This is a genomic window from Streptococcus danieliae (assembly GCF_025447695.1).
In the GTDB taxonomy this organism is placed as follows: domain Bacteria; phylum Bacillota; class Bacilli; order Lactobacillales; family Streptococcaceae; genus Streptococcus; species Streptococcus danieliae.
In genome coordinates this window covers 1-17,525 of the sequence record NZ_JAOBSU010000026.1, presented here as the reverse complement: position 1 = coordinate 17,525, position 17,525 = coordinate 1, and the positions used below count along the sequence as shown (strand labels likewise).

General features: G+C 47.1%; 14 protein-coding genes. 4 read left to right on the top strand and 10 right to left on the bottom strand.

The annotated features are described in order from the left end of the window. Nucleotides 1–13: 13 nt before the first annotated feature. The 9 genes from N4310_RS02980 to N4310_RS02940 all read right to left on the bottom strand — a co-directional run bounded on the left by N4310_RS02980 (nucleotide 14) and on the right by N4310_RS02940 (nucleotide 11,967). Nucleotides 14–565 (bottom strand): DJ-1 family glyoxalase III, encoded by a 552-nt coding sequence (locus N4310_RS02980; RefSeq protein WP_160332577.1) that lies wholly within the window; start codon nucleotides 563–565, stop codon nucleotides 14–16. Nucleotides 566–575: 10 nt separating this feature from the next. Next, nucleotides 576–1,808 carry an FtsW/RodA/SpoVE family cell cycle protein gene (locus N4310_RS02975; protein ID WP_262092015.1) on the bottom strand — a complete coding sequence of 411 codons (1,233 nt, stop codon included), beginning with the start codon at nucleotides 1,806–1,808 and terminating at the stop codon, nucleotides 576–578. Between the two features lie 5 nt (nucleotides 1,809–1,813). After that, nucleotides 1,814–4,264, bottom strand: coding sequence for an exonuclease domain-containing protein (locus N4310_RS02970; RefSeq protein ID WP_262092014.1), 2,451 nt, complete (start codon nucleotides 4,262–4,264; stop codon nucleotides 1,814–1,816). A gap of 109 nt (nucleotides 4,265–4,373) precedes the next feature. Beyond that, nucleotides 4,374–5,469, bottom strand: a protein-coding gene (gene prfB, locus N4310_RS02965; protein WP_262092013.1) for a peptide chain release factor 2 whose coding sequence is annotated in 2 segments (ribosomal slippage) — nucleotides 4,374–5,396 and nucleotides 5,398–5,469 — 1,095 coding nt in all. Because the reading frame shifts where the segments join, the coding sequence is not laid out codon by codon here. A 20-nt stretch (nucleotides 5,470–5,489) separates the two neighbouring features. Continuing rightward, nucleotides 5,490–6,539, bottom strand: coding sequence for an adenosine deaminase (gene add / locus N4310_RS02960; RefSeq protein WP_262092012.1), 1,050 nt, complete (start codon nucleotides 6,537–6,539; stop codon nucleotides 5,490–5,492). A gap of 161 nt (nucleotides 6,540–6,700) precedes the next feature. Then, nucleotides 6,701–9,394 carry a cation-translocating P-type ATPase gene (locus N4310_RS02955; RefSeq protein ID WP_262092011.1) on the bottom strand — a complete coding sequence of 898 codons (2,694 nt, stop codon included), beginning with the start codon at nucleotides 9,392–9,394 and terminating at the stop codon, nucleotides 6,701–6,703. 294 nt (nucleotides 9,395–9,688) lie between these two features. Next, nucleotides 9,689–10,078, bottom strand: coding sequence for a YwiB family protein (locus N4310_RS02950; protein WP_179923257.1), 390 nt, complete (start codon nucleotides 10,076–10,078; stop codon nucleotides 9,689–9,691). After that, nucleotides 10,068–11,036, bottom strand: a complete 969-nt coding sequence (locus tag N4310_RS02945) for an alpha-ketoacid dehydrogenase subunit beta (RefSeq protein WP_262092010.1) — start codon at nucleotides 11,034–11,036, stop codon at nucleotides 10,068–10,070. The genes N4310_RS02950 and N4310_RS02945 overlap by 11 nt, the downstream gene beginning before the upstream one ends. After that, the gene (locus N4310_RS02940; protein ID WP_262092009.1) at nucleotides 11,029–11,967 is read right to left on the bottom strand and encodes a thiamine pyrophosphate-dependent dehydrogenase E1 component subunit alpha; all 939 of its coding nucleotides are present in this window, start codon (nucleotides 11,965–11,967) and stop codon (nucleotides 11,029–11,031) included. The genes N4310_RS02945 and N4310_RS02940 overlap by 8 nt, the downstream gene beginning before the upstream one ends. A gap of 119 nt (nucleotides 11,968–12,086) precedes the next feature. Between N4310_RS02940 and N4310_RS02935 the strand changes: the two genes are divergently transcribed. The 4 genes from N4310_RS02935 to N4310_RS02920 are packed head-to-tail and all read left to right on the top strand — an operon-like array spanning nucleotide 12,087 to nucleotide 16,678. Next, complete coding sequence (locus tag N4310_RS02935) at nucleotides 12,087–13,397, top strand: HD domain-containing protein (protein WP_262092008.1); 1,311 nt, start codon at nucleotides 12,087–12,089, stop codon at nucleotides 13,395–13,397. Then, entirely contained in the window at nucleotides 13,394–14,206 is an 813-nt protein-coding gene (gene yidA, locus N4310_RS02930; protein ID WP_179923261.1) for a sugar-phosphatase, read from the top strand. The genes N4310_RS02935 and yidA overlap by 4 nt, the downstream gene beginning before the upstream one ends. Before the next feature lie 42 nt (nucleotides 14,207–14,248). Beyond that, nucleotides 14,249–15,460, top strand: coding sequence for an aminoacyltransferase (locus N4310_RS02925; RefSeq protein WP_262092007.1), 1,212 nt, complete (start codon nucleotides 14,249–14,251; stop codon nucleotides 15,458–15,460). 6 nt (nucleotides 15,461–15,466) lie between these two features. After that, entirely contained in the window at nucleotides 15,467–16,678 is a 1,212-nt protein-coding gene (locus tag N4310_RS02920; RefSeq protein ID WP_262092006.1) for an aminoacyltransferase, read from the top strand. 161 nt (nucleotides 16,679–16,839) lie between these two features. On the opposite strand, the gene N4310_RS02915 is transcribed toward N4310_RS02920, so the two are convergent. Next, nucleotides 16,840–17,406, bottom strand: a complete 567-nt coding sequence (locus tag N4310_RS02915; protein WP_262092005.1) for a C39 family peptidase — start codon at nucleotides 17,404–17,406, stop codon at nucleotides 16,840–16,842. Nucleotides 17,407–17,525 lie beyond the last annotated feature (119 nt).

Here is a 17,525-nt window from a genome sequence, read left to right as displayed (position 1 = left end):
GCTAATGGTTGCTTTAATTTCCTTCAAAAAGATCGCTATACAGCATAGCCTGACGGAGCCCTTGACTATCACCACCCAGGGCATCTACCAAGGCATAGGCGAAGGCCAAGGCCGAAGCTGGACCCCGACTGGTAATCACGCGCCCATCTTGGACAACGGTTTCCTTTTTATACTGACCTGCTTGAATTTGCTGGTCAAAGCCATCATAGCTAGTATAGGTCCGGTTATCCAGTAATCCGGCTTTTTCTAGAGCGATCGGAGCGGCGCAAATCGCCGCCACCAAATGACCACTAGCTTCTGTTCGACTGACCCAGGCCATGAGTTGCTCATGATCTCTGAGGTTTTTCGCCCCCGGCATTCCGCCAGGAAGGACAACCAAGTCAAACAGAGGCAGGTCTGGACTCCAGACCTGGTCCATCTTCACGGTGATGCCGTGAGAACCCGTTGTTTGCGCTTCCAAGCCAATCATTTGGCAATCAAAGTCGGCCCGGCGTAAAACATCAACAACGGTTAGGGCTTCAATTTCCTCAAACCCATCTGCAAATAGCACAGCAATTTTTTTCATTCTAGCCTCCTTATAAGGTTTGTCGTAAGACAACCTTTCTTCTTTTTGGCCGTACACGGCCTTCTTCTTCATCGCGCAAATGATTCTGATAGGCGATTGAAAGGATCAAACCAATCCCAATCAAGTTGGAAATAATCGAGGACCCTCCCTGGGAAATAAAGGGGAGGGGAATTCCGGTCAGCGGCAAGATTCCCGTCACCGCTCCGATGTTTTCAAAAATATGAAACAGGAGCATGAAGATATAGCCTGCCGCAACATAGGTGTAAAAGGGACTCCGCGAGCGAATGGTAATGGCCACCATCCGCGTAATCAACAGGAAATAAATCAACAGCAAGACCAAGCCGCCAACCAAACCAAAATCCTCCGCAATGACCGTAAAAATCATATCACTCTCCCGCACCGGAATTTGGAGATTGGAGACATTGTAGCCCTGACCTGTCAGACCCCCGCTACCAATCGCAATCTGCCCTTGGGCTTGCTGGAAGGTCATGGTTTGCGCAAAATCAAAGGGATTGAGCCAGGCTAAAATTCGGTTAATCTGGTAGGTCGGCATCCCCAACTGGCGAAATAGAGATCGCCCATAGTCCTGCGACAATAGGGCCACAAAGCCCCCCATCAAAGTCAGAAACAGGGCTGATACCGGCAAAATGATTCTCCAGGAAACATTGGCAATCAAGACCATACCTGCGAAAATCGCTAGATAGACCATGGCGGTCCCTAAGTCATGTTGCAGCCCCAATAACACAAACACAGGCAGAGTTGCCAAGCTGAGGGTTCCGATAATTTTCAAATCAAACCAAAGCGTCCGCTCCTCCCCTAACTGCCGCTTGTGCAACCAGTCCGTAATCTGAGCCAACATCAGAATATAGGGGATCTTCATAAATTCCGACGGTTGAAAAAGGGTCATACCATTAATCGAAACCCAGTTTTTAGCCCCAGTTGAAGCTACTAGGTTGGGATTAAAATAAATCAGGGGCAGGACCATCAAACCCAGACCCAGGACATACAAAAAAGGAGTCATCTTCCAAAGAAAGGAGCGGGAGAAAAACATGGTCACAAAGCCAATGGCCAGACCCAGTAAAATCCAGGCTCCTTGCTGGAGGAGCATGGACCAGGCAACCTGGGGATAATCATGGCTAAGGGCTACATACAGAGCTGCCAGACCAATGGCCAGCAAGGAAAAAACACACAGTAAGATGCTGTAATCAATACGTGCATCAATCTTTAGGGGTTCTCTAAACATGGACCTCAACTTTCTTCATAACGTTCAAAAAAATCTGTAATTTCATGGGGAATGAGCTCCTGTGGTCGAATTAGGAAATCAGTCCCCTTAGCCAACTCCTCTTGCAAAACAGTCCCATAGCTCTTTCCAACCAGACGTCCATCCAAAATCAAAACAGCGGAAACCTGGTCTTCTCGTCTCCTAAGACGCCCTGTTATCTGTTGCAATCGCTGGCCTGCCAAGGGTAAAACAAAATCCGTAAAAGAATTGAGACCTAAAGTTTCAACCGATCGAGCTACCTTGTCAACCAAGATATTTTTTGGATTGGCAAATGGTAAACGAACAATCAGCTGAATGACCTGATCCAAGTCCTTTAAATCCACACCTTCCCAGAAGGAACCCAGAGCTAGTAATACCTGCTGATCTCCCCTTTCAAAACGCTTGCGCAGAACTTGTTGATCCTGGCCTTCTAGCTGGGCCAAATACGGAACAGACAAGGTTCCCGCAACGCGATTCAACAACTCTCGCGCACTAAAAACAACCATGATGGGACGGCCTAGAGCAGACAATTTTTCAATCCATGCGCCTACAAAATTGGTATAGGCTGAAAAATTCATCAGGCTCACATCGGGAAAATCAAGACTCGTCAAAACCAGCTGGCGTCCAAGCTTAGAACCAGTAAAGGAAGCTATATCAACTGCCTCAATTCCAGCCAACTGGAGCATCGTTTCAGCCAAGGCCAGATCCAAACTCGCAGAGATTAAATAACTATGTTGACAGGCTTCAAACCCTTGTCCCAACTGGAAATAGTCCCCGCTAACAACCACTAATTCTTCCTGATGTTTGTGTCCGCGAATATAGAAATCACCCTGCTCTTCCAGGAAAAACCGAAATAAATCCGGTAGCTGAGCTGGACCCAGCCGGTGAAGCAGGCTTTGGATTTTTTCCAGGGCCGACTTATCCAATTCCAAATAGTCCGGACTGGACTGTTGAACTTTCCAAATGTCCAATTCAACTTGCAGCTCCTGTAACAGTCGCAAACGCTTGGGAACTTTTTCAGCCGCCAAAACTGCTTGCAATTTCTGCTCCAGATCCGAATAGGACAGCTTTACTTGATTAGCTTCTTCCAGGCCACGGAACAAAGATTGGGCCTCATCTAAAACTAGGTAAGCATCCTTAAACAAGGTCGGATAAGATTTTAGGAGTGTCGGCAAATAGGCATGGTTGGTAACCAAAAGCGGTACCTCAGCCAGCTGCCTTTCCAGACGCCGCCAAAAGTCGAGGATCGGAAAGAGACTAGCAGCCTCCACTTGGCCCGAATGGCGAAGATCCTTCAAGATATGCTCTAACCGATAGGCCTGGCCAAGCTCATCCAAATCCCCTGTCTCTGTTTCAGCCAGCCAAACCAACAATTGCATCAGGAAGCGACCAATGGATCGTTTGCGCCAATCCGCTTTTTGCAGGTAGGTCCACAGGGCATCCAGACTCAAGAAATTCCGAGGACTTTTGACCGCTCGCATCTGGAGACCAAACCTCTGAGCCAGAACTGTCCCCTCTTGCTCTAGAAGTTGCTGCATCAGGAGTTTTGTTGGTACAGAGACCACCAGACGCCCTCCCTGATCCAGCTCCTCAATCAAGGTCAGGAGGTAGGCCCAAGTTTTCCCACTGCCCACCTCGGCTTGAAGTACGGAAACTCCCTTTTGTCCCTTGGTTTGCTGGATGTGTTGAGCTAGGTCTGCCTGAGCCGGGCGGGGCTCCAGTCCAAGCTCCTGAAACTGTTGCTGCCAAGGACCCAGGCCAATCACCTGATTAACAGAGGTTTTGGGCTTGCGTAGATAAAGCCCGTGTTCCACCAAGAAACTGGAGTCCCCTTGGTCCGACATCTGACTCAAACAATCTTGAAAAATCAAGCCCGTTTCATAAAGTAAGGCGTCTGATTTTTTCCAAAGCTGCTCCACTAGTCCCTTGGGCAGTTCTTGAATCCGCTCCATCAAAATCTGGAGCAAGGCTGCGGTGGCCTGGGCGTCTGCCAAGGCCGTATGGGCATTCTCTAAAGAAATTCCCAATTCCTGACACAAGGATCCCAAGGAATAATTCTGGAGACGGGGGAAGCAAACTTGCGCCAATTCCACCGTATCCACTCGTGGCGTCCGTAATTCATAACCTTCCCAAAAGAGGGCCTCGGCCAACAGATTGGCATCAAAAGCCACATTGTGGGCCACAAAAACGGCATCCTCTAGTAGGTCATAGATAACTCCTGCTACCTGGCTAAACAGTGGCGCCTGGACTAATTGTTGGTCTGTAATACCTGTTAAATCAATAATGCGCTGATCCAAAGCCTCCTGGGGATTCACATCCGTCTGGTAACTTTGTACGATTTCACCATTTTCCAAGAGGACAATCCCCACCTGGATAATCTTAGCTTGATTCCCCGGATTGGTGGCTTCAATGTCCACAATGGCGTACTTCTGATTCATCCTTTTCATACTGTCTAAATTATATCATAGGACGGTTCCTAGATTGTATTGAAAAAAGGAAGTCAGATCGAGAAACGGTTTCTCCCGATAAGACTTCCACTGTGATTATCTATTGAATCCGCCACTTGAGGTAGGCATCCATAAAGCCATTCAAGTCTCCGTCCATAACCTTGTCCACTTGGGCGACTTCATAACCAGTCCGGTGGTCTTTGACCATGGTGTAAGGAGTAAAGACATAGGAGCGGATTTGGCTACCCCAGGTAATTTCTTTTTTATCTCCCTTGAGCGCATCCACTTCGGCTGCCTTTTTCTCTTGCTCCAACTGGTAGAGTTTTGCCTGCAAGAGTTTCATGGCCCGATCCCGGTTGCCATACTGGGTCCGATCGACCGTCGACTGGGTCACAATTCCAGTTGGGAGGTGGGTTAACCGCACCCCGGTCGATACCTTATTGACGTTTTGTCCACCGGCTCCTCCAGAACGGAAGGTGTCCATTTTAATTTCATCATCCCGAATTTCAATCTCAATGGTATCATCCAACTCCGGCATTACCTCAACTGAAGTAAAGGAGGTATGGCGGCGCTTGGCGGAATCAAAAGGCGAAATCCGAACCAGACGGTGAACTCCCATTTCCGATTTGAGCAGACCATAGGCATTCGGCCCTTCAAAGGATAGGGTCACACTCTTGATACCCGCCTCATCCCCAGCTTGATAATCTAGAGTCTCAACCTTAAAACCATTGGCATTGCCGAAACGGGTGTACATACGCAAGAGCATATCACCCCAATCCTGGGCTTCTGTCCCCCCTGAACCGGGATGGATTTCGAGAATCGCATTGTTGTAGTCATAAGGCTCTGACAAGAGTAAGGTCATCTCATACTGAGTCATCCCTTGCTCCAACTCCGCCAACTTCTCAAACAACTCATCCGCCAAACTCTCATCTTCCACTAGCCATTCAAACAAAAGCTCAGACTCATCCGCTAGCTCCTCCATATGGTGGAAGTTTTCATAGGTTTGCTTCTTCTCATTCAATTCCTGGGATACCTTCTGGGCCGCCTGATTGTCATTCCAAAAATCAGGATGGGTCATCTGGTGCTCCAGTTGCGCAATCTCTTCTTCCAAAGCCTCTAAGTCAAAGAGACCCCCTAAATGATGTTATTTTTTCACGATTGGCAGCTAAACGCTGCCGGATTTCTGCGTTGTCCATAGTTCCTCCTTTAGTTTCTTTCATTCTAGCATATTTTCTTCACTTATAGGAGCCTTTAAGTCAAAGGCCTGATAGGCCTGATCCAACTCTTGCAGCAAGGCTAACTTATCAGCTTCCGGCAAAAAGGCTGCTTGGGCACTATCCCGGGTAATCTGGTAAACATCTCCAACTGTTAGAGAATCAACCTGATCATTCAAAATCCCAAATTCCTGGGTCAAACTACTGGAAGAAACGGTTCGATTATCAGTGTTGATACTCACCGGTAGACCTGTCTCGCGGAAAATCGCAAAAGGATAGGTTGCCCAGGACACGGAAGCCCCTGTTTGCAAATTGGAAATTGGACACATTTCCAATAAGATGCCCGCCGACTTCAAGTCCACTGCCTGGGATAGATCCTTCATCAAGGCAATTCCATGACCAATTCGCTGCGCTCCGTAATCCACTGCCCAAAGAACATTGTCCAGATTCCCTGTCTCCCCGGCATGTGCTGTAAAAGGAATCCCCGCAGCCCGAGCTTCAAAAAAGAGATCCTTGAACAAGGGCATGGGATATTTACTCTCATCGCCAGCCACATCCAAGGCGACCACACCCCGACCCAGATACTTCTCTGCCAAGCGCAGCACTTGACGATTGACCGCTTCCGACCGCCCCCGCATCATACACAGAATTAAGCCTAAACGGATTGGGTAAACAGCTTGAGCCAACTCCAGCCCCTCAATCGTAGCCTGCAAGACCTGCTCCATCGTAAAGGTCGGTGTCTGAATAAAATCTGGAGAAAAACGGATTTCCAAATACCGAACCCCCTCTGCCACAGCCTGCTTGGCCAGACTCAACACCGCAATCAGCAAGGCTTTTTCAGATGCCAAAACTTGGGTTGTGACCGGGAAACACCGCAAATACTCCGTTAAGTTCAAACAATTCTCTGGAGCCACCGCTTCTTTTAGCAAATCTTCCTGGCTTTTGCGAAGGCCAGCCAAATGATAGAGCTGACTAAGGGCATGGAGATCCACCGATCCATCTAAATGGCAGTGCAGTTCCACTTTAGGCAATTGGTAGAGGGGGTTTGTCATGATTACTCTCCTTCATAAATTTTTCCTATGATACTCTATTCTTCGGAATTCGTCAACCATTTTATAATTTTATCCCTCTAAAAGCGTAAAAAGAGGAGGAATCGGGTCCAAAAGACCTCAACTCTCCTCTTTACATTCGTTTTTCCCGAACAGGTTTGAGCTTAAATAGCGTTTTTATCCAGTCCCATCCTGCGTTGGATCCATTTGACCACTTCAACAATCACCAACATCAGAATACTTCCGATGATTACAACTGTCCATTGTTCCAAGTTAAGCTCGGTTACATGGAAGATTTTTTCCAAAGGCTTAACAACAATAGTCGACGCCAAGAGGACAAAGGAAACAACGATGGACCAGTTAAAGGTCTTGGATTTGAAAGGACCAACTGTAAAGACGGATTGGTAAACCGACTTCACGTTAAAGGCATGGACCAATTGAATCAATCCAAGTGTTGCAAAGGCCATGGTCAAGGCATCAGCATGAATCGCCTCGGATCCAGCATGGACTGGATTTTGAATGGCATACCAGTAAACAGCCAAGACCAAAAGTCCTTGGAGGATACCCTGATAGATAATCGAGCTCAAGACACCACCGGAGAAGAAGCTCGAATTACGGCCACGCGGTTTGTGCTGCATCACACCTGGTTCTGCAGGCTCAACCCCAAGAGCGATGGCTGGGAAGGTATCGGTTACTAGGTTAATCCACAAGAGGTGAACAGGTTCCAAGACATCCCATCCAAAGAGGGTGGCCAAGAAAATGGTCAAGACCTCTGCAGTGTTGGCAGATAGGAGGTATTGAATGGTTTTCTGGATATTGGAGAAGACCTTCCGCCCCTCTTCAACCGCAACAATAATGGTTGCGAAGTTATCATCCGCTAGGACCATATCAGAAGCTCCCTTGGAAACTTCTGTACCAGTAATTCCCATACCAATCCCGATATCCGCTGTTTTCAGAGCAGGGGCATCATTCACCCCGTCACCTGTCATCGCAACAACCTTACCTTGGTTTTGCCAAGCTTTTACAATCCGTACCTTATGCTCTGGAGATACACGTGCATAAACCGAATACTGACCAACCACTTTTTCAAATTCGGCATCTGACAGTTCATTGAGCTCAGCTCCTGTCAGAACGTGGTCTTCTGTATCCGTAGGATCAATAATTCCCAAACGCTTGGCAATAGCTTCAGCTGTATCTTGATGGTCCCCTGTAATCATGATTGGACGGATACCCGCTTCCTTGGCAACCCGAACTGCTTCTGCTGCTTCCGCACGTTCAGGGTCGATCATTCCAATCAGACCAGTGAAAATCAACTCACTTTCAAGATTTTCAGACGTCAACTCTGCTGGAATCGCATCAATAATCTTATAGGCACCTGCCAAAACACGCAAGGCTTCTTTGGCCATGGCTGAGTTGTTTTGGGCAATCAGTTGGTTGGTTGCTTCATCAATTGGAGCTATTTCCCCAGCCTTGTCACGACTGACACAACGTTTCAACAGTTGATCCGGTGCCCCTTTAACAGCTACTAGGAAACGACCATCTTCCAAGGGATGAACCGTTGACATGAGTTTCCGATCTGAATCAAATGGCAACTCAGCAACCCGAGGGAATTTTTCCAAATAGGCTGTCACATCCAAGTTCTTATCCAAGGCATATTGGATAAAGGCAGTTTCCGTCGGATCGCCAATCAGGTTGCCTTCTGCATCCATTTTGGTATCATTGGCCAAGACCACAGAGCGAAGAACGGGTAAATCCAAACCTAGTGCTAGCTCATCTTTGGCATCATGTAGGACACCATCATAAAAGACCTTCTCGACCGTCATCTTGTTCATGGTCAAGGTACCAGTCTTGTCACTGGCAATAATTTCTGTAGATCCAAGCGTTTCAACCGCAGGCAAGTTCCGAACAATGGCATTACGTTTAGCCAAAACCTGAGTTCCCAAGGCCAGGACAATCGTTACGATGGCTGGCAAACCTTCCGGAATCGCCGCCACGGCCAAGGCTACCGCTGTCATCAAACCTTCTAACCAAGGTTGACCACGGAAGACAACACCCACAACGAAGGTCACCGCTGCAATTCCCAAAATCGCAAAGGTTAGGAATTTCGACAACTGATTGAGATTTTCCTTCAATGGTGTGGCTGTTTCATCTGCATTTTGCAACATGCCGGCAATGTGTCCCACTTCGGTATACATCCCTGTATGGACAACAACCCCCATTCCGCGACCATAGGTCACATTGGAGTTTTGGAAAGCCATGTTGACCCGATCTCCGATTCCGGCATCTTCTGCTAGGCTAGCAGCCAGATCCTTTTCGACTGGAACGGATTCACCTGTCAGAGCCGCCTCTTCAATTTTCAACGAATTGGCTTCTAATAACCGCATATCAGCTGGAACCACATCTCCAGCTTCCAGCAAGACAATGTCCCCTGGTACCAATTCTTTGGAAGAAATCTCTGTGACATTGCCGTCACGCAAAACACGCGCAGCTGGTGTCGACATATTCTTCAAGGCTTCAATTGCTTCTTCTGCCTTACCTTCTTGGTAAACCCCAAATAAGGCGTTGATCACAACTACGGCCAAGATAATCAAGGCATCGGCAATATCCTCACCCCCGGATGTTACAACAGAGAGAACTGCTGCAATCAACAGAATGATAATCATCAAATCCTTAAATTGCTCCAGGAATTTTTGGAGGAGGGTCTTTTTCTTCCCTTCATCCAATTCATTGGCCCCAAATTGCGCGAGCCGCTCTTGGGCCTGTGCCGTTGACAAACCTTCTAACTTGGAGTCAACGAGATCCAGTGTTTCCTCGGGACTCTTGGTAAAGAAGGCTACTCGTTTTTGTTCTTTTGACAAAATTCTCCTCTTTCCAGTCTCTTTTTGGCAACAAAAAGAGACTTGTTTTTTTGAACAAGTCTCGCTATTTCATCCAAGGCCGGAAATTTCTTTCGGATTGACGACCTTGTCACGGTTGGAACCGTTAGCTACTCCCTTGATATCGATAGCATTGTATCAAATATTCTCCTAAAATGCAAGTTGGGAAAGGAACACTTATTGTGTGATACCACTTCCAATTAGCAGCGAGACACAGACATAACTAGAGTTAAACAAGTCGAAGCTAAGGATCCTTTAAGAAAAATAGAAAGAGTATTACAAGCCCCACACCAGACGAAAGTCATAGCTAGCAAAAACAGCTGTCCCATCTGCTGTTAGGAGTTGGTAAACCATAGCCAGGCTCTGTTTCTCCAGATCCAACTGGAAGTGATCGGTCTGGCTGATAAACTGTTGCAAGCCCATCGGCGTGTGAATTCCCACAGGAACCTGCTTTTGATCCACAAAACGCATGATGGATTGGGGCTGGCTAAACCGGGTCATGACCAACTCGTCTTCTTTAAACTTGAGCACAACTTTTTCACCTTCTTCGTTCTGGTACAGAAAGTAGGTGAATTCTCCTTTTTTTCGCTGTTCCGCTTCATAGGTTTGGTGGACCACTTCATGTTGGTCCCCAATCTGAATGTAATTTGTTATCTCAATTTTCACTGCAAAGCTCCTCTATCACTTGACGAATTTTTTCGGCGATTGGCCGAACTTGCTGTTCCAAACTCTGGGCGGCCGGGATTGGGCTAAACAGGCTGGTCAGACGTCGGAGCTGACCGCGGTAGCCCCGTTCCACGAGGGAGGCCATGATTTCTGCGGCTACCCCAAAATCTCCATAGCTCTCCGTCACAATCAGGGTCTTATCTGACTCCTGGGCCGCTTCCAGCAAACCGCAACGATCTAGAGGGCTAACCGTAACTGGATCTACCAGCGTAACCTGGTAGGGAAGCTCTGCTAAGACTTCTTGAACCAGCGGCACCATGGCTCCTAGGGCGATAATGGTCAAGTCAGCTCCCTTTTGCAAGACCTTAGCCTTGCCAAGCTCCACTTGATACGGAGTTTCCGGAACTATTCCCACTGTTTTATACAAGGACTTGGGTTCCAAAACCAAAACCGGATGGGGGCTGGCTACGGCAGCCATAAGGACGCCCTTGGCGTCATACGCATTACTGGGCATCACGACTTGTAGGCCCGGAATATGAGCAAACCAGGACTCTAGACTTTGAGAGTGCTGGGTTCCGGCACCCGTCCCACTACCAGAGGCCGCACGAATAACCACAGGTGCTGTCATGGTTCCACAGGAGACGTAGGCAATTTTTGCAATTTGGTTGACCAACTGATCCATAGCTACTGTCAAGAAATCCGAAAACTGAATTTCCAGAATGGGACGTTTGCCAAGAATGGCTGATCCCATGGCTACTCCGGTAATAGCGGCTTCTGAAATGGGAGTTTCTAGGATTCGGTCTGGAAATTTTTCAATCAAACCCTTGGTAGCTCCAAAACTACCGCCATAAACACCAACATCCTCACCGAGAACGTAGACCCTGGGATCCTGCTCCAAAATTTGTTCTTGTGCTTCTCTAACTGCTTCCAGAAAGCTTAACTGTCTTTCTTTATCCATGTTCAACCTCGTACTCTGCAGCTGGGCTAGCAAAAGCTTCCGCAGCTTCTTTCGTCAACGTTTGGTAAATGGATTCTTCCGTAAAGGCCAATTCATCCTGGGTTCGGTAACCTTCACTAAGAATAAAGCCTCGCAAGGCTACAATTGGATCCTGGTAATTCAGGTATTCATCCTTGGTGCGGTAGTCTTCCTTATCCGAACGCGAATGCCCTCGGAAGCGGTAGGTCGTGACCTCCATCAGCACCGGTCCCTCTTTCAAGGCTTGGCGGGCCTGGGCAAAGGCCTCAGCCACCGCAAAAATATCCTGCCCATTCACTTTCAAACTTTTCATGCCATAGTTATGACCGCGGGTGACAATATCGCCAGCTGTCATGTGATCTGTATAAGAAGACATGGCATATTGATTGTTTTCAATAATAAATAAAACAGGCAACTTCCAAACACTAGCTAGATTGAGACTCTCATGAAAGGTTCCCTCATTAGTTGCTCCGTCACCAGAAAAACACAAAACAACCTGGTCTTTCTGATCCATCTGAAGGGCCTTGGCTAGACCAAGAGCAATGGGAAAATTCCCACCAACGATGCCATTCCCACCAATAAAACCTTTGGAAAAATCTGAAATTTGCATGGAGCCAGCCCGCCCCTGATTGGTCCCCGACTGGCGGCCAAAAATTTCCGCATACATAGCCTTGGTAGAAAGACCCTTAGCAATCGCGTGACCATGGTTCCGGTGAGTCGACAGAACCAGATCAGCAGGATCTGCTAGGGACAAAACAGCTGTTGCAATCGCCTCCTCACCATTGTAGAGGTGGGTTGTCCCATAAACCTTTCCTTGGCTATTGTAATCATCGAGGATATTCTCAAACTGACGAATGCGCACCATCGTCTCATACCAGGAAAGAATCCTTTCCGGTGTCCATTTTTTTGACATAGCTTCCTCTTTTTCGTTTTCTTACCCCTATTCTATCAAAAACAAAATCGTTTCCCAAATAGAGATTCTCAGTCAGGTTGAAATTAGGGGAATCCTTGTTTTTATGGTAAAATGTTGCTATGATTGAAAAGGTTTTTCGGGATCCGGTTCACAACTACATTCATGTCAACCATCCCCTTATTTACCAACTGATAAACAGCAGAGAGTTTCAGCGGCTACGTCGGATCAAACAACTGGGGACGTCCAGTTTTACCTTTCACGGGGGCGAACATAGCCGTTTTTCACACTGTCTTGGCGCCTATGAACTGGCCCGACAGGTGACCCAGAACTTTTCCGAATCCTATCCAGATATTTGGGATTCTAGGGAAAATCTCTTGACCATGACGGCAGCCTTGCTACATGATGTGGGGCACGGAGCCTATTCGCATACTTTTGAGGGGCTTTTCCATACGGATCATGAGCTGATGACCCAACGCATTATTTTGGATCCCGAAAGTCAGGTCCACCAGATTCTGCTACAAGTAGCACCGGACTTCCCTGAGAAAGTAGCTAGTGTGATTGACCACAGCTACTCCAATCCTCAGGTCGTCCAACTAATTTCCAGTCAAATTGATGTTGACCGGATGGATTATCTACTGCGGGATTCTTATTTTACTGGAACCCATTATGGAGAGTTTGACCTGACCCGTATTCTGCGGGTAATGCGACCCATCCCCACCGGGATTGCCTTTCAACGCAATGGTCTCCATGCAGTGGAGGACTATATTGTCAGCCGTTTCCAGATGTACATGCAAATTTACTTCCATCCAGCCACACGCGCCATGGAAGTGCTCCTGCATAAACTGTTGGAGCGGGCTCGCAAAATCTTCTCCGAACACCGGGATTATTTTGCCCACTCGTCTCCCCTCCTGCTGCCTTTCTTCCAAGAAGAGGTCAGCCTCAAGGATTATCTAGCCTTAGATGACGGGGTCTTGACCACCTATTTCCAATCCTGGATGCTAAGTCCTGACCGAATCCTTGCGGATTTGGCTCAACGGGTGATTAACCGTCGTGTCTTTAAGTCCATCCTCTTTGAAAAAGAAGATGAGGACCACTTGGAAATTCTGCGTTCCCTGGTTCAAGAGGTTGGATTTGATCCCACCTATTATACAGCCATCCACCGGAATTTCGATTTACCTTATGACATCTACCGTCCTGCTGAAGAGCGGTTCAAGACACAAATTGAAATCGTTCAAAAAGACGGGAGTCTGCGAGAACTATCTAGCCTATCTCCCTTGGTCAAGGCCCTAACCGGGACCCGCTACGGAGACCATCGCTTTTACTTCCCTAAGGAAATGTTGGGCGAAAACGATCTCTTTTCCTTTCAAGGAAAAACCTTTCAATCCTATATTCAAAATGATAGCTTTATTTATGGAGAACCGAAACTATGACGATAAAATTAGTGGCTGTTGATATCGATGGCACCCTCCTAACACCTGATAAGAAAATCACACCCGAGGTGAAGGCAGCCGTGCGTGAGGCTAGTCAGTCTGGGGTTCAGGTCGTGATTGCGACCGGTCGCCCAGTTGCTGGGGTCTACCACCTGCTCGAGGAATTGGAATTAAATAAACCAGGCCACTATGTGATTACCTTCAATGGAGCCCTAGTTCAGGATGCAGCGACTGGCCAAGAGCTAGTCAAGGACATCCTGTCCTACCAAGATTACCTGGATATTGAATACTATTCTCGCCTGCTGGGCGTTCACATGCACGCCATCACCAAGGAGGGGATTTTCACAGCCAACCGCAATATCGGCAAATATACTGTCCATGAATCCCAGCTGGTCAATATGCCAATTTTCTATCGGACACCTGAAGAGATGGCCGACAAGGAAATCATTAAAACCATGTATATTGACGAACCTGAGATCCTAGACGCCGCCATCGCCAAGTTGCCAGCGGAATTCTATGAGCGCTTCACCATTGTTAAATCAACACCTTTTTATTTAGAAATTCTAAAGAAAAGTGCCAATAAAGGGCGAGCCATCCAACAATTGGCTCAAGAGCTTGGCCTCACAATGGCGCAAGCCATGGCCATCGGGGACGAGGAAAATGACCTAGCCATGCTGGAAGTCGTTGACCACCCCGTTGTAATGGAAAACGGCAATCCCAAGGTCAAAAAAATCGCCAAACACATTACCAAATCCAATCAAGAATCCGGCGTCGCCTATGCCCTTAAAACATGGGTCCTAAACGACTAAACCGCGAACAATCCACACCTTTATGAAAGGAGGGCCCGGCCCATGTACCACTACCAAATCGATGCTCCAGTTGCAGACTTTGATCACTTTGTCAGCCACCACCCTCAGGCAAACCTTCTCCAAAGTAGCTCCTGGGCCACCATTAAAAATAACTGGAAAAGCGAACGACTACTAGTCCGCAACCAAGAAAAGGAAATCCTGGCTGCAGCCCTCATTCTCATCCGTCCCCTACCACTGGGACTAACCATGCTCTACATCCCTCGCGGACCCATCATGGACTATCAGGACCAAGAATTGGTCAACTATGTTATGAAGACCCTTAAAGAGCGGGCCAAAAAACACCGGGCGATCTTAGCCAAATTTGATCCCAGCCTCTTCCTCAGTAAAACCCTTCCAGACGGAAATGTGGAGCAGGATCCCCTCACCCAAACAGCCATCCAGCAGCTCCAACAAGCAGGAGCTAAATGGCTGGGACCAACGGAACAACTGGATGAGTCGATCCAACCTCGCTTCCATGCCAACCTCTACCAGGAGTATTTCGATGAGAAGCAATTATCCAAGCGGGCCCGCCAAAATATTCGGACAGCCCGTAACAAGGGAATTGAAATTGTATTCGGAAGAGAGGAGCTACTGGACGCCTTTGCGGAACTCATGAAACAAACCGAGGATCGTAAACAAATCTCCTTACGTGGTAAAGACTACTACCAAAAACTATTAGCCACCTATGGCGACGATAGTTTTATCACCATGGCCCTGCTGGATCTGGACCAACGGATTCAAAGCTTACAAGCTGAACTTCAAAACTTACAAGCAGAAGCCAACAGCTTTACCGACCAAACCCGTACAAACAAAGTCGAGCAAAATCAAAAAGAGCAGGAAAGACTACAAACCGAATTAAGCTTTTTAGCAGAAATGCAGGAAAAGTATGGCTCCAAGGTAGCACTTGCAGCCACCCTAACCTTAGAATATGGTCCCACCGCAGAAAACATCTATGCCGGTATGAATAGTGATTTTACCCATTACCAAGCTCCAATCCTAACCTGGTATGAAACAGCCCTACACAGTTTCAATCGTGGCAAAAGCTGGCAAAATATGGGAGGTGTGGAGAACAAGCTCGATGGCGGACTATTCAACTTCAAGAAAAACCTCAATCCTGTGATTGAAGAATTTGTGGGAGAATTTGACTTAGCCACCAGCCCGCTCTATCCACTGGCACAAGCAGCCTTGGCCTTCCGAAAAAAATTAAGGAAATAAACCTTCATGTTAGAAACAATTACCCTACAAGAATTTGAACAACTCCATGTAGAGAAACAATCCTACATGCAGAGCCCAGAAATGGCCAGCCTACTGGAAAAAAGAGGCTACACCGTCGAATTCTTAGCCTATAAAGAGAACAATCGCATCTTGGTCGCAACTATGCTCCAGAGCATGCCCATGACCGGTGGTCTCCACATGGAAATCACCCTGGGTCCACTCGTCTTTGATACTTCCGGCCTTAAAATCTTCTACCAAGAACTTCAAAACTATGCCAAACAAAAGGGAGCCTTGGAACTCCTTGTCTTCCCGGATGTTTCCTACCAGGACCATGACAGCAACGGCCAGCCCACTGGTCCCCAAAACACTCTCGAGTTGGACTTGTTGCAGGACCTAGGCTTCCAATTCCAAGGTTTCCAGACCGGCTACACTGCTTCTGCCCCTAACTGGGTTTACTTAAAAGACCTGACTGGTTTAGACCAAAAGTCTCTCCTAAACTCCTTTACGAAAAATGGCAAGGCCCTGGTGAAAAAAGCCAATACTTTTGGCATTAAACTACGGCCACTCAGCAGAGCAGAACTTCCCCTCTTCAAAGAGGTAACCGAAGCCACCTCTAGCCGACGGGAATTCTCAGACAAGGACCTAGCCTACTACGAAGCTTTCTTTGACAGTTTTGGCCAACGAGCAGAATTTATGGCTGCCTTCCTAAATTTCCAAGAATATACTCAGGAAATTCAAAAGGGACACCAAGCTCTGGCTCAAAAAATTGCTAAATTGGAAGAAAGACCACCCAGCACCAAGCGGGACAACCAATTACGGGAATTCAATGCACAGCTGGAAACCTTCCAGGTACGCTTAACTGAAGCTAAAGACTTAGTCGCAAAATATGGCGATGAAGATGTCTTATTAGCCGCCTCCCTCTTCCTCTATATGCCAGAGGAAGCTGTTTACCTCTTTTCCGGATCCTATCCGGAATTTAACAAATTTTATGCACCGGCCTTGCTACAAGAGTATGTCATGAAAGAGGCAATGAAGCGAGGTATCCGCCACTACAATCTCTTGGGAATTATGGGGGAATTTGATGGAAGCGACGGTGTCCTCCGCTTTAAACAAAACTTTAATGGCTCTATCAGCCAAAAAGTCGGTACCTTTACCTACTTCCCTTCTCCGCTAAAAGCCAAACTCCTTCAAGGTCTCAAAAAAATCATTAGCCGCTAAGCCTAATATAGCCAGCTCCTCTGATGGTTTGCATCAGGGGAGTTTTCTTATTCTCGTTCCAACATACGAAAAAGTCTTGCCCCGAAAAAGAGGAGCAAGACTTTTCTAATCTAGGTAAGTTTCTAGCAACTACTTGATCGTGAAAGCTTCACAGCTACGACTTAGAATCGCTTAACAGCAATCGCTGGTGATCCCAATTCATTATCCTCTGCGACACGGCTGCGCACATTCCAGAGATAATCAAGGCTATGCCAACCAGAGAGCGATTTAGTATAAGGATCTGAAACTTTTACTTTACCATTCTGATAGTCTGAAAGGACAAGCTCATGGGTTGAAGGGTAGTTTACAAAGACACTAGGTCCGACAGCCAAGAGTACTGGATTTCCTGAAAGCAAGGAATTTTTAATCGCATCTGGACTCTTCAAGACTTGGTGTTTATAACCCCATTTATCAATTGCTTTGGCAATTCCGTTACTTGCTGTACCTGGGCCAAGCTTATTAAAGGCAGCAGTATTCTGATAGATATAATCCCCTACTTGAGTTGGAAGCACTGTTTTTCCAGATAGACCTGTAAAGATCATGGCTAAGCTAGTTGGAACACAACCAGTTGGCCCAAATAGATAATGACCATAGCGTTTTGAAGACCAACGACTATCTAGCTGAGAGTAATAAGGAATTTCCACCTTCTGAGGAGTTACTGGGCTAGGGACTGCACTTGTTTTAGGCATGGTTGTATTTTCAAGTTTCGCCCGCTCCGCTCTTGCCGAGAGTGTACAATATCTTGTGTAAACGCAAAAAAGGAATAAATCCTGTTATAGTAGAGTTAGACCAAAAATACTACTAGAAA